Here is a 12911-nt window from a genome sequence, read left to right as displayed (position 1 = left end):
TTGCTTGGTCATCAGACACCTCTCTATGGCGAGCATTCTCGCCCTAAATGGGTGTCCGGGATCAGTAGACCACTACACCGAGCCATGTGATGTGGATCGGCAGTTCGGCGGGAGTCTTGAGGTGCTATCTCTTCTTGAAGCCATACAGGCCGGAGTATCCGCTGGCCTGAGCAACTGCATCGGTGCGCGCGGCGCACCCTGGGGATAGAGGCATAGCCCGAATGCAATCCGGGCTATGCGCGGTGTCAGAGCACGTGATCGAGGTTGACCGGCTCGCCCGGTTGGACATTGAGTTTGCTGCGGATATCGGCGAACACTTTGTCGTACTCGTCGTGGCCACGCATCACCGGGCTGGCGTTGGGAGGCAGGCCATGGCGGGCGGCGATGCGGGTCGCCACGCTGGCGAAGTTGAAGGCGACATCGCGATGCAGTTCGAACGCTTCCTCAAAGTGCCGGCCGTCCACGTCGCCGACCAGGCGCATATGCAGCATCGGCCCCTGCTGCGGGTCTTTGCGGACTTCGTAGTAGAAGTCCACCGAGAAGGGCGGCAGCAGGCGCATATGCTCGGGGCGGTCGTGGTTGTCGCGGTGAAGGTGGCCGGGTGTGAACATGATCATGCCCTCTCAGCGATAGACGATGCCCTTGCAGTCCAGGTTGATGCGTGTGCCTGAACGACCCTGGACGATGGCTTCGATATTTTCCAGCGAACCGATCACCGCGCTGCTGCCGGTATTGCGCGCGAACTCGCAGGCAGCCTGCACCTTCGGCCCCATTGAGCCGGCGGCGAAGCCGAGCGTTTCGATGGCATCGGGATGAGCTTCGGCGATGGACTTCTGCGTGGGTTTGCCCCAGTCGACATAGGCAGCGTCGACGTCGGTGGCTATTACCAACAGGTCGGCATTGAGCTGTTCGGCCAGTAGCGACGAGCACAGGTCCTTGTCTATCACCGCCTCGACGCCGCGTAACTGGTTGCCGTCGTACATCGTGGGAATACCGCCGCCGCCAGCGCAGATCACTATGCTGCCCTTCTCCAGCAGCCATTTGATCGGGCGGATTTCGAAGATTCGCTGCGGGCGCGGGCTGGCCACCACGCGGCGGAACTTGTCGCCGTCCGGGGCGATGCTCCAGCCTTTCTCGGCGGCCAGGCGTTCGGACTCTTCCTTGCTGTAGACCGGGCCTATGGGTTTGCTCGGTTTCTTGAACGCCGGGTCGGCGCTGTCCACTTCCACCTGAGTGAGCAGGGTGGCGAAGGGCACTTCGAACGGCAGCAGGTTGCCCAGCTCCTGTTCGATCATGTAGCCGATCATGCCTTCGGTTTCGGCGCCGAGCACGTCCAGTGGGTAAGGATTGGCCGCGTCATAGGCGTTGCCCTGCAGGGCCAGCAGACCGACCTGTGGGCCGTTGCCGTGGGCGATGACCAGCTCGTTGCCATCTGCCACCTTGGCGATCTGCTCGCAGGCGACGCGCACGTTCTCTCGTTGATTTTCCGCAGTCATGGCTTCGCCGCGACGAAGCAGGGCATTGCCGCCCAGAGCGATGACGAGTCGCATGGTGTTCTCCTTGTTGCTCGGATTGAATCCGGGGCTTGTGGTCTGGGGTTCGGTGTCGCCGGTCAGACCCTCTCCCCCGGCCCCTCTCCCATAAATGGGAGAGGGGAGACAAGCTCATCCCCGGATTGCATCCGGGCTACGTCAACCTAAATATCAGCCAGGGTCGCCACCAGAATGGCCTTGATGGTGTGCATGCGGTTTTCCGCCTGCTCGAAGGCGATGTTCCAGGGTGACTCGAAGACCTCTTCGGTGACCTCGATGCCGTTCTTCAGGTGCGGATACTGCTCGGCGATCTGCTTGCCGATCTTGGTTTCGCTGTTGTGGAAGGCCGGCAGACAATGCATGAACTTCACCCGTGGGTTGCCAGCGGCCTTCATGATCTCGGCGTTGACCTGATAGGGCAGCAGCTCCTGGATGCGCTCACCCCAGGCTTCCACCGGCTCACCCATCGATACCCAGACGTCGGTGTGGACGAAGTCGACGCCTTTGACCGCCTCCTTCGGGTCTTCGGTGAGCAGGATGCGTGCGCCGCTTTCCTCGGCGAATTTCTTGCAGGCGGCGACGTGCTCGTCGCTCGGCCACAGCGCCTTGGGCGCGGCGATGCGCACATCCATGCCGAGCTTGGCGCCGATCAGCAGCAGCGAGTTGCCCATGTTGTTGCGCGCGTCACCGAGGTAGGCATAGGCGATGTCGTGCAATGGCTTGTCGCTGTGCTCGCGCATGGTCAGCACGTCGGCGAGCATTTGCGTGGGGTGGTATTCGTCGGTCAGGCCGTTGAACACCGGCACGCCCGCATAGGTGGCCAGTTCCTCGACGATCTCCTGCTTGAAGCCGCGGTACTCGATGGCGTCGTACATGCGCCCGAGCACGCGGGCAGTGTCCTTCATGGTTTCCTTGTGGCCGATCTGCGAGGAGTTGGGGTCGATGTAGGTGACGTTGGCGCCCTGGTCGTAGGCTGCCACCTCGAAGGCGCAGCGGGTGCGGGTCGAAGTCTTCTCGAAGATCAGCGCGATGTTCTTGCGGGTCAGGTGCTGCTGCTCGGTGCCGGTGTATTTGGCGCGTTTGAGGTCGCGTGACAGGTCGAGCAGGTAACGCAGCTCACGGGTGCTGTGGTGCATCAGGCTTAGCAGGTGACGGTTGTGCATGTTGAACGCCATGGTTCTTTCTCCTTTTGGGCAGTCGAAACGTCCCGGCGACGGTTGGCCGCCGGGGCTGGCTGGATCAGTAATCGATGGGGTCGCGGATGATCGGGCAGGTCATGCAGTGACCGCCGCCGCGACCGCGTCCCAGCTCGCTGGCGCTGATGGTGATGACCTCGACGCCGGCCTTGCGCAGCAGGGTGTTGGTGTAGGTGTTGCGGTCGTAGCCGATGACCACGCCCGGCTCCAGGCAGACCACGTTGTTGCCGTCGTCCCACTGCTCGCGTTCGGCCTCGTAGGCGTCGCCGCCGGTTTCCACCACACGCAGTTTTTTCAGGTTGAGGGATTCGGCGACCACATCGACGAAGGGTTTGTCCTCGCGGCGTACGTCGATGCCGCCTGGGCGGCTCTCGTCTGGGCGCAGGATGAAGGGCACGATGCTGTTGGCCACTTCCGGGAAGATGGTCACCAGGTCGCGGTCGCAGAAACTGAATACGGTGTCCAGGTGCATGGCGGCGCGGGAGCGGCCAAGGCCGGCGACAATGACCTTGTCTGCCGCGCCCTTGGCAAACAGTGCGCGCGCCACCTGGCCGATGGCCTGGTGCGAGCTGCGTTCGCCCATGCCGATCAACACGGTGCCATTGCCGATGGGCATGACGTCACCGCCTTCCAGAGTGGCTGAGCCGTGCTCTTGGTCCGGGTCGCCGTACCAGATCTCGAAGGGCTCATTGGCGAAGTCCGGGTGGAAGGTGTAGATGGCGCTGGCGAGCAGGGTTTCCTGACGGCGCGCTGGCCAGTACATGGGGTTCAAGGTGACGCCACCATAGATCCAGCAGGTGGTGTCGCGGGTGAACTGGGTGTTGGGCAGCGGCGGGAAGATGAAGCTGGCTTCGCCGAGGTAGGCGTTGAACATCTTCGCTGCCTCGGAATCCTTGTGCTTGACCAGATCGGCGCCGGATACGCCGCCGATCAGGAACTCGGCGATCTTGCGTGGCTCCAGTCCTTCGATAAAGGAACGCACTTCGTTCTGCAGGCCGAGGCCGACGCTATTGGGGGTGATCTTGCGGTCGAGAATCCACTTCAGCGCGTTGGGATCGCTGACGGTCTCTTCCAGCAGGTTGTGCATCTCCACCACTTCGACGCCGCGTTCGCGCATCTTGGTCATGAAGTCGAAGTGGTCGCGCTTGGCCTGGGATACCCAGATCACATCGTCGAACAGCAGTTCATCGCAGTTGGCGGGGGTCAGGCGCAGGTGGGCGAGGCCTGGCGAACAGACCATCACCTTGTGCAGTTTGCCGGCTTCGGAATGAACGCCGAGGGCTTTCTTGGACATGTCGAACTCCTTCTCTCACAGACTCAGGAAACCGTCATACAGTCCGTAGGCGGCGATGGCGGCACCGATCAGTACGGCTACAAAAATCAATTTCTCGACACCGGTGAAGATGGGCTGACCCAGCTCGCGCTTGGCCTTGGCGAAGAGGATCGCGCCAGGGGCATAGAGCAGCGCCGAGAGCAGCAGGTACTGCACGCCGGCGGCATACACCAGCCACACCGCGTACAGGGTGGAGATGGCGGCGATCAGCAGATCCTTGTTGCGCTCGCCGGCGGCGTTGGCGTAAGTCTCGCCGCGTGCCGCCAGCAATACCGCGTAAGCGCTGGACCAGAAGTACGGCACCAGAATCATCGAGGTGGCCAGGTACAGCAGGCTGAGGTAGGTGGAGGCGTTGAATAGCGTGATGATCAGAAACAGCTGGATCAGTCCGTTGGACAGCCACAGCGCATTGGCCGGAACGTGGTTGGCGTTCTCCTTGCGCAGGAACGCCGGCATGGTGTGGTCGCGGGCGCTGGCGAAGAGAATCTCGGCGCACAGCAGCGTCCACGACAGCAAGGCGCCTGCCAGTGAGATGATCAGGCCGATCGAAATCAACTGTGCACCCCAAGGGCCGACCACCTGCTCCAGCACGCCGGCCATGGACGGGTTCTTCAGCCCGGACAGTTCGGCCTGGGCCATGATGCCCTGAGACAGGATGTTGACCAGGACCAGCAGCAGAAGCACACCGACGAAGCCGATCACCGTGGCCTTGCCGACATCGCTGCGCTTCTCGGCGCGAGCGGAGAAGATGCTCGCGCCTTCGATGCCGATGAACACCCAGACGGTGACCAGCATCATGTTGCGCACCTGATCCATCACGTTGCCCAGCTCGGTATTGCTGCGGCCCCAGAAGTCCGCAGTGAATACGTCGAGCTTGAAGGCGATGGCGGCGATGACGATGAACAGCGCCAGCGGCAGCATCTTGGCGATGGTGGTCACGGTGTTGATGAAGGCCGCTTCCTTGATCCCGCGCAGCACCAGAAAGTGCAGCAGCCAGAGCAGCACCGAGGCGCAGATCACTGCCGGCAGGGTGTTGCCTTCGCCGAAGACCGGGAAGAAGTAACCCAAAGTGGAAAACAGCAGCACCATGTAGCTGACGTTGCCGATCCAGGCGCTGATCCAGTAGCCCCAGGCTGAGGAGAAACCCATGTAGTCGCCGAAACCGGCTTTGGCGTAGGCGTACACCCCACCGTCGAGTTCGGGCTTGCGATTGGCCAGGGTCTGGAACACGAACGCCAGGGTCAGCATGCCCACCCCGGTGATCAGCCAGCCGATCAGGGTGGCACCGGCGCTGGCGCTGGCTGCGATGTTTTGCGGAAGCGAGAAGATACCGCCGCCGACCATGGAGCCGACGACCAGCGCGATCAGCGCGCCGAGGCGGAGTTTTTGCGTCGAGTCAGACATCTCAATTACCTCCGTGTCACAAGGGGACATAGGTATTGAGCGCGTTTGGCGAGCACAGCATCCTGACTTGAATCAATAGTCAGGATTCGTCAACGCACATCCTTGTTCCAGGCGTTGTCGAGCACCTGATGAGCATCAGGACTGCTGCTCTGTCTGGCATGGGGAGGCGCCAGTCCAATCAACATAGACCGAACTTTCTGTTCCGCAATGATGGCCAGTTGCGATGGATTTTTCGCGGGGAGAGGGGATGGGCGGGGCGGTTGGCCCCGCTCGACGCGCCGGCCGGATAGGCTGGCACAGACCCGAAGGTCAAGAGGAGAGAACACGGCGCCGGGCGGGTAGCCCCTGCAGGCAGTTGCTCCGTGTGGGTGCAGCATGCCGCGGAAAGCTTTCATCCAGCTTTCCGCGGTGTTATCGGCTGTGATCAGCCGATGGTCATCAGGCTGGCGTTGCCGCCAGCCGCAGCGGTGTTGACGCTCAGGGCGTGTTCCACCAGCAGACGTTCCAGGGCGATGTCGGTCTCGCCCTTGTTCAGGCCATGTACACCGACGATGGCGCCCTTGCGCTGTGCCGCCTGCTCGCTGACTGCGCGCAGCTGGTCGGAGTCGCCGTGGTGCAGGATGGCGTCCAGCTCCACGTCGACGCTGTTCCAGTCGGCCACCAGCTGGATGTGCTTCTGCACCTCCTTCGGCAGTTCGGCGTACAGCGGGCGTTGGCCGTCCAGCCAGATCGCCCGGCTGCCGACGGCAAGGGTGGCAGCCAACTGAGCCAGCAGATCACCACGCTCGTCGGCCAGGTTCAGCACGTGCTCGCGCGGCAGCAGGGTGTAGCTGTTGCGCTCGCCGGTCGGGCCGGTCAGCGTGTGGCTGCTGTAGCTCTGCGACAGGCCGCGGTACTGCTCGAACAGCGCGGCGATGGCTGGCTCCTGCTTGGCTGCCCATTCGGCGAAGGCGGCACGTACCTTGTCCAGCTCGGTCGGAACCGGCAGGGCCTGCACCTCGGCCTGTTGCAGATACTGGGCGACGGCCTCCTGTGGACGGGTCGACAGCAGGCGGAACAGGTACAGCGGGCCACCGGCTTTCGGACCAGTGCCGGACAGGCCTTCGCCACCGAACGGCTGCACGCCGACCACGGCGCCGACCATGTTGCGGTTCACATACAGGTTGCCGACCTTGGCGGTGCCGACCACTTGGGCGATGGTCTCGTCGATGCGTGTGTGCACGCCGAGGGTCAGGCCGTAGCCGCTGTCGTTGATCTGCTGCAGCAGCTTGCCCAGGTCCGCGCGCTGGTAGCGCACCACGTGCAGCACCGGGCCGAAAATCTCGCGCTTCATCTCATCGAAGCTATCCAGCTCAATCAGGGTCGGTACGACGAAGGTGCCGCGTTTGATCTCCTCACCGTTGACGCGCGCCAGTTGGGTGACCTTGCGGCCTTTTTCGCGCAGCTTGGCGATGTGGGTGTCGATGCCGGCCTTGGCCTCGGCGTCGATCACCGGGCCAATGTCGGTGTTCAGACGCTCCGGGTTGCCCAGGCTGTATTCGGCCATGGCGCCCTTGAGCATGGTCAGCACACGGTCGGCCACGTCGTCCTGCACGCATAGCACGCGCAGCGCCGAGCAGCGCTGGCCGGCGCTGTCGAAGGCAGAGGCGACCACGTCCATCACCACCTGCTCGGTCAGTGCCGAGGAGTCGACGATCATGGCGTTGAGGCCGCCGGTTTCGGCGATCAGCGGAATGGTGCGGCCCTGGGCATCCAGGCGCCCGGCGATGTTGCGCTGGAGGATGCCGGCCACTTCGGTGGAACCGGTGAACATCACGCCACGCACACGCTCGTCACCCACCAGGCGCGCACCAACGGTCTCGCCACGGCCCGGCAGCAGTTGCACGGCGCCAGCCGGCACGCCGGCCTCGCGCAGGATGCGCACGGCCTGTGCGGCGATCAGCGGGGTCTGTTCGGCGGGCTTGGCCAGCACGGTGTTGCCGGCGGCCAAGGCGGCAGCCACCTGACCGCTGAAGATCGCCAGCGGGAAGTTCCACGGGCTGATACACACCACCGGGCCCAGCGGGCGGTGGCTGTCGTTGCCGAAGCTGCGGGCCTGGATCGCGTAGTAACGCAGGAAGTCCACCGCCTCGCGCACTTCGGCGATGGCGTTGGCGAAGGTCTTGCCGGACTCACGCACCAGCAGGCCCATCAGTTGCTGCAGCTCGGCTTCCATCAGGTCGGCGGCGCGCTCCAGCACGGCGGCGCGTTCGGCGGGCAGGGTGGACTGCCAGATCTGCCCGCTGGCCAGGGCGCAGAGGATGGCGCTGTCGACATCCTTGACGCTGGCTTCGCGTACATGGCCAACCAGATCGCGGTGATCGGCTGGATTGCGCACTGGCTCCGGCTCGCCCGGATTGACGCCATCGCAACCGAGCATCGGCTCGGCCAGGTAGCTCTGGTTGGCGGTCGACAGCAGCGCCGAGGACAGCGAGCCGAGACGGTGTTCGTTGGCCAGGTCCAGGCCGGAGGAGTTGACCCGCTCCTTGCCGTACAGGTCACGCGGCAGGGCGATGCGCGGATGCGGCAGGCCGATGGTGCCTTCCTGCGCGGCCATCTGCTCGACCTGCAGCACCGGGTCGAGCACCAGGTCTTTCAGCGAGATGCTGTGGTCGGCGATGCGGTTGACGAAGCTGGTGTTGGCGCCGTTTTCCAGCAGGCGGCGCACCAGGTAGGCCAGCAGGGTTTCATGGCTGCCCACTGGCGCGTAAATGCGGCACGGGCGGTTCAGCTTGCCGTCGGCGATCTTGCCAACGACCTGCTCGTACAGCGGCTCACCCATGCCGTGCAGGCACTGGAACTCGTACTGACCCGGGTAGTAGTTCTGCCCGGCCAACTGGTAGATGGCCGACAGCGAGTGGGCGTTGTGGGTGGCGAACTGCGGGTAGATGGCTTCCGGCGCGGCCAGCAGCTTGCGTGCGCAGGCCAGGTAGGACACGTCGGTGTACGGCTTGCGGGTGTACACCGGGTAGCCCTCGAGGCCGTTGACCTGGGCCAGCTTGATCTCGCTGTCCCAGTAGGCGCCTTTTACCAGGCGGATCATCAGGCGGTGGCGGCTGCGCTTGGCCAGGTCGATGACGTAGTCGATCACGTATGGGCAGCGCTTCTGGTAGGCCTGGATGACGAAACCGATGCCGTTCCAGCCGGCCAGGCTCGGCTCGAAGCAAAGGCGCTCGAGCAGGTCCAGCGACAGCTCCAGGCGGTCGGCTTCCTCGGCGTCGATGTTGAGGCCGATGTCGTACTGCTTGGCCAGCTGGGTCAGGCCCAGCAGGGTCGGGTACAGCTCGTCCATCACGCGCTCGTACTGGGCGCGGCTGTAGCGCGGGTGCAGGGCGGACAGTTTGATCGAGATGCCCGGGCCTTCGTAGATGCCACGGCCATGGGAGGCCTTGCCGATGGCGTGGATGGCCTGCTCGTAGGAGGCCAGGTAGCGTTTGGCATCTTCTTCGGTCAGCGCGGCTTCACCGAGCATGTCGTAGGAATAGCGGAAGCCCTTGGCTTCCAGGTTGGAGGCGTTGGCCAGGGCTTCGGCGATGGTTTCGCCGGTGACGAACTGCTCGCCCATCAGGCGCATGGCCATGTCCACGCCCTTGCGGATCACCGGCTCACCGCTCTTGCCGATGATGCGGTTGAGCGCCGAAGTCATGCCGGCTTCGGTGTGGGTCGAGACCAGCTTGCCGGTGATCAGCAGGCCCCAGCTCGCCGCGTTGACGAACATCGACGGGCTCTGGCCGAGGTGCTGGCTCCAGTTGCCGTTGGCGATCTTGTCGCGGATCAGCGCGTCACGGGTGGCCTTGTCGGGGATGCGCAGCAGGGCTTCGGCCAGGCACATCAGCGCTACGCCTTCCTGCGACGACAGCGAGAACTCCTGCAGCAGCCCCTGCACCAGGCCTTGACGACCGCTGGCGTTCTTCTGGTTGCGCAGCTTTTCGGCGATGCCCAGGGCCAGCTTCTGCGAGGCCTCGGCCTGCTCCGGGTTCAGGCGCGCCTGCTCCAGCAGCATCGGTACCACTTCGGTTTCCGGGCGGCGATAGGCGCTGGTGATGGCGGCGCGCAACACCGACTGCGGGAGGATGCTCTCGGCGAAATCGAGGAACACCTGCAGACCCTGTTCGGTCAGCGATTCCAGGGCTTCTTCACCGGCGGCTGCGGCCAGGCCGGCATGTTCGGCGGGCGTCAGGCCACTCTCGACTTGCTCCAGATAATTGAAGATCGCCTGCTTGATCATCCAGTGCGGCGTGCGGTCGATCTGCGCGGCGGCCTTTTTCAGGCGTTCGCGGGTGGCATCGTCGAGTTTTACGCCAAGAGTGGTAGTAGCCATGGGGAGTCCTACTTATTGTCAGGTTATGCACGGTAAAAACTGCCGGAGCAGTTTTTGACGTCGCTTGCGACGGCCCGAAGCGGTGCCGCCATGAATGGCGGGCAACAAAAAAGCTGCGGGAGATTAAACCCGTAAATACGCAGGGTGCAACCAGGTGCAACCAATAATTATCGTGGACCGACGAACGTCTAATCCCTTGGCCGATGAACGGTGCCGCTGAAGCCCGACGCCGCAGGCAAATAGGTCATGAGTAGCGCAAACCAAGCTGAAGCCAGTGGAGAGGCTTTAGGGTGCAACCTTGGTGCTACCCGGTTGTCGGCAAGGTGCTGCCTTTTGATCAGGGTAGACCGCTAGAAATGAGATGGTGGTACGAAGTGACGGATTGCACGCGCCGGCCGGCGCCTGGCGGTGGTCAGTATCGGCAGTTTTCGCCGATACGTTGGTAGATTAGCGTGTGCTGCTCACCTTTGGAGTCCAGGTAGACCATGCGGGCTTCACCCGCTTGGCAGCCTTGCGGCAGGGTCTGGCTGATGACCTTTGCAATGTCCAGGTGCATGCCGTAGTGGTAGTGCTCGGGCGTTTCGGCATGTGCCAGGGTTGCGGCGCAGCTGAAAGCGAGCAGGCAGGCGATACGTTTCATGATGGCCTCGATGCGGGAAAAAGGGCCGGTTCAGCGGCCCGAGGGGCGCCGGTCAGGAGCGCGGCCGGCGCCAGGTAAGCTCTGGGTCAACCGTGCTGATCGCTGTTCTGCGTGCTCGCGGCATGCGCCTGCTGGGTGGCTGTGGCGTGCGGCTGTTGCTGGTGGGCCTGCTGATGAGCGACGAAGGCCGCCGACTCTTCGGCGAAGCAGGCTTGGGCGGCCAGCAGGGTGGAAAGGGACAGGACAGTGGCAGTGAGAAGGTTCTTCATTGGGGCGATCCTCTTGGGATTCTTCGTGGGTTCGAAGTCATCCTAGTGAGGCATCGAGGTCGGAAAAAGCGCGCTTTGAGTGAATGACCATTACCTTTCGCGCAACAATTTCTCCGGGCTTGCCCAGTGTTGTGCGTCGTCCAGCACCGCTTCGTCGCCAAGCAGTAACGGCGGCAGTTCGGCCTTGAGAAACTCTACCCAGGTGCGCGTCTTGGCATCGAGAAAGCGTCGCGATGGATACATCGCATAGATGTTCAGTGCGCGTAGCCGGTGCTGCGGCAGGATGCGCAGCAGGCGCCCTTCACGCAGCGGCTGGCTGGCGACGAAGGAGGGTAGCAGGCAGAAACCCATGCCGGCCTGGGCTGCCTTGACCAAGGCCTCGGCGACGTTGACCTGGAAGCATTCGGCCGGCAGCGCCTCCAACTGGTCGTCACCGAAATCCCATTGACCGCGATACAGCGGGTCGGTCAGGCGCAGGTGACGATGTCGTTGCAGGTCAGCCGGGTGTTCGGGAATGCCGTATTGAGCCAGATAGCTGGGCGCCGCGCAGATGACGCTGTGGATTGCGCCCAGGCGTTGCGCAACCAGTTGCGAGTCAGGCAGGTCGCGGGCGAAGGCGATGGTCACGTCATGGCCGTCTTCGAGCAGGTCTGGAGTGCGCTGGGCCAGGGTCAGTTCCACCACGACCTGAGGATGATGTTCGGCATAGCGGGCAATCAGCGGGGTGATGTGCTGCAGGCCGAGACCGGTCATGGTGTGCACGCGCAGGCGACCGCTGGGGGTGCGGTGCGCGCCACGTGCTTCGGCGTCGGCTTCGTCGATCTGGCCGAGAATCTGCCGGCAGCGCTCGAGGTAACGCTCACCGGTCTCGGTTAGCGCCAGGCGCCGCGTGGTGCGCTGCAGCAGGCGGGCCTCGAGGTGTTGCTCGAGATCAGCGATCAGTCGCGACACCTGCGCGGTGGACAGATTCAGTGCTTGGGCCGCGGCAGTGAAGCTGCCGCGCTCGACCACCTGAACGAATACGCGCATACCATGCAAGGTATCCATTGTTGCTCCTGGCGTAATTAGCCCGGCGCATTATGCGTGATTACAGCGCGCCGAGAATCAACTGCGCCGCCACTGCGAACATCATCGCCGCTACGCCGAGGTCGATCAGGCGCCAGGTCAGTGGCCTGGCCAGCCAGGGCGCAAGCCAGGCGGCGCCAAGTGCCAGTGTGGCAAACCAGAGAAAGGAGGCGCTGGCAGCTCCTGCGGCATAGGCGCCAGGTTCTGGTTGCTGGGCGCCGAGCGAGCCGATCAGCAGCACGGTATCCAGATAGACATGCGGGTTGAGCAGGGTGACCGCCAGTGCGGCGAGCAGCACCGCGCGCAATGAGCGCGGCTCGCTACCTGCCGCTTGCAGTGATTGCGGGCGCGCAGCGCGCAGCAGCGCCTGGCTGCCGTACCAGATGAGGAAGGCAGCGCCGCCCCAGCGAGCGATGGCCAGCAAGGTCGGGCTCTGCGCCAGCAGGGTGGCCAGACCGAACACGCCAGCGGCCACCAGCAGGGCGTCGCAGACGATGCACAGGGCGGCCACCGGCAGATGGTGCTCACGGCGCAGGCTCTGCGCCAGGACGAAGGCGTTCTGCGCGCCGATGGCCATGATCAGGCCGATGGCCACCAACAGGCCGTTGCTATAGCTCTGCCACATCACGCTGACTCCGGTATGGACGCCGCCGACAACGCGCGTAAGGTGGACAGCGCCTGCTCGGCGCGTTCGCTGGGCACGAAGATATGGTCGTGATGAAAGCCGGCGACCACGTTGCAACTGATTCCCGCCTGCGCCAGGGCGGCAGAGAAGGATGCTGTGAGGCCCACGGCAGCCAGCGACGAATGCACCTCAAGGGTGATCCAGGCAGCGACGTAGTCGTAGTGCAGGCCATGGGCGTCGGCGACTTCGCGCGTCAGTACCAGGCTCAGTCCTTCGGTTTCGCGCAGGCTAGCGATGGGCTGCAGGCCGTTGCAGTCATGCTCGGCCGGGACGCAACAGAACACGTACTGACCGGGATTGAGCCGCGGCGTCATGCTCTGCAGCAGGCGCGCGAGGTTGGTTTCGCCGGACATGGCGGGCTCCTGATTGGATTGAATGCTGGCGAGTCTGCTGCGTGCGGATGTATAAGAGAAACAAATATTACTGA

General features: G+C 63.7%; 11 protein-coding genes. All 11 read right to left on the bottom strand.

Features of this window, described 5'->3' with window-relative positions:
• Positions 1 to 245: 245 nt before the first annotated feature.
• Positions 246 to 611, bottom strand: coding sequence for a DUF5064 family protein (locus EGJ86_RS19830; RefSeq protein WP_125836344.1), 366 nt, complete (start codon positions 609 to 611; stop codon positions 246 to 248).
• Positions 612 to 623: 12 nt separating this feature from the next.
• The gene (arcC, locus tag EGJ86_RS19825) at positions 624 to 1550 is read right to left on the bottom strand and encodes a carbamate kinase (RefSeq protein WP_125836342.1); all 927 of its coding nucleotides are present in this window, start codon (positions 1548 to 1550) and stop codon (positions 624 to 626) included.
• 146 nt (positions 1551 to 1696) lie between these two features.
• A complete protein-coding gene (locus tag EGJ86_RS19820) occupies positions 1697 to 2707 on the bottom strand; it encodes an ornithine carbamoyltransferase (RefSeq protein ID WP_125836341.1) in 1011 nt (336 codons plus the stop codon).
• Between the two features lie 64 nt (positions 2708 to 2771).
• Positions 2772 to 4022 (bottom strand): arginine deiminase, encoded by a 1251-nt coding sequence (gene arcA, locus EGJ86_RS19815; RefSeq protein ID WP_125836340.1) that lies wholly within the window; start codon positions 4020 to 4022, stop codon positions 2772 to 2774.
• 15 nt (positions 4023 to 4037) lie between these two features.
• Complete coding sequence (gene arcD, locus EGJ86_RS19810; RefSeq protein WP_125836339.1) at positions 4038 to 5465, bottom strand: arginine-ornithine antiporter; 1428 nt, start codon at positions 5463 to 5465, stop codon at positions 4038 to 4040.
• A gap of 424 nt (positions 5466 to 5889) precedes the next feature.
• On the bottom strand, positions 5890 to 9825 hold the full coding sequence (gene putA / locus EGJ86_RS19805; protein WP_125836338.1) for a trifunctional transcriptional regulator/proline dehydrogenase/L-glutamate gamma-semialdehyde dehydrogenase: 3936 nt from the start codon (positions 9823 to 9825) through the stop codon (positions 5890 to 5892).
• Between the two features lie 412 nt (positions 9826 to 10237).
• Positions 10238 to 10465, bottom strand: coding sequence for a DUF2790 domain-containing protein (locus EGJ86_RS19800; protein ID WP_125836337.1), 228 nt, complete (start codon positions 10463 to 10465; stop codon positions 10238 to 10240).
• A gap of 86 nt (positions 10466 to 10551) precedes the next feature.
• Positions 10552 to 10734, bottom strand: coding sequence for a hypothetical protein (locus EGJ86_RS19795; RefSeq protein ID WP_125836336.1), 183 nt, complete (start codon positions 10732 to 10734; stop codon positions 10552 to 10554).
• Positions 10735 to 10824: 90 nt separating this feature from the next.
• Positions 10825 to 11781 carry a LysR family transcriptional regulator gene (locus tag EGJ86_RS19790; protein WP_099522315.1) on the bottom strand — a complete coding sequence of 319 codons (957 nt, stop codon included), beginning with the start codon at positions 11779 to 11781 and terminating at the stop codon, positions 10825 to 10827.
• 40 nt (positions 11782 to 11821) lie between these two features.
• Entirely contained in the window at positions 11822 to 12424 is a 603-nt protein-coding gene (locus tag EGJ86_RS19785) for a LysE/ArgO family amino acid transporter (RefSeq protein ID WP_125836335.1), read from the bottom strand.
• The gene (locus EGJ86_RS19780; protein ID WP_125836334.1) at positions 12424 to 12837 is read right to left on the bottom strand and encodes an ACT domain-containing protein; all 414 of its coding nucleotides are present in this window, start codon (positions 12835 to 12837) and stop codon (positions 12424 to 12426) included. The genes EGJ86_RS19785 and EGJ86_RS19780 overlap by 1 nt, the downstream gene beginning before the upstream one ends.
• Between the last annotated feature and the right edge of the window lie 74 nt (positions 12838 to 12911).

This window comes from Pseudomonas sp. o96-267 (assembly GCF_003935465.1).
GTDB lineage: Bacteria > Pseudomonadota > Gammaproteobacteria > Pseudomonadales > Pseudomonadaceae > Aquipseudomonas > Aquipseudomonas sediminis.
The sequence above is the reverse complement of the archived record's forward strand: the minus strand, read 5'-3'. Positions and strand labels throughout refer to the sequence as shown.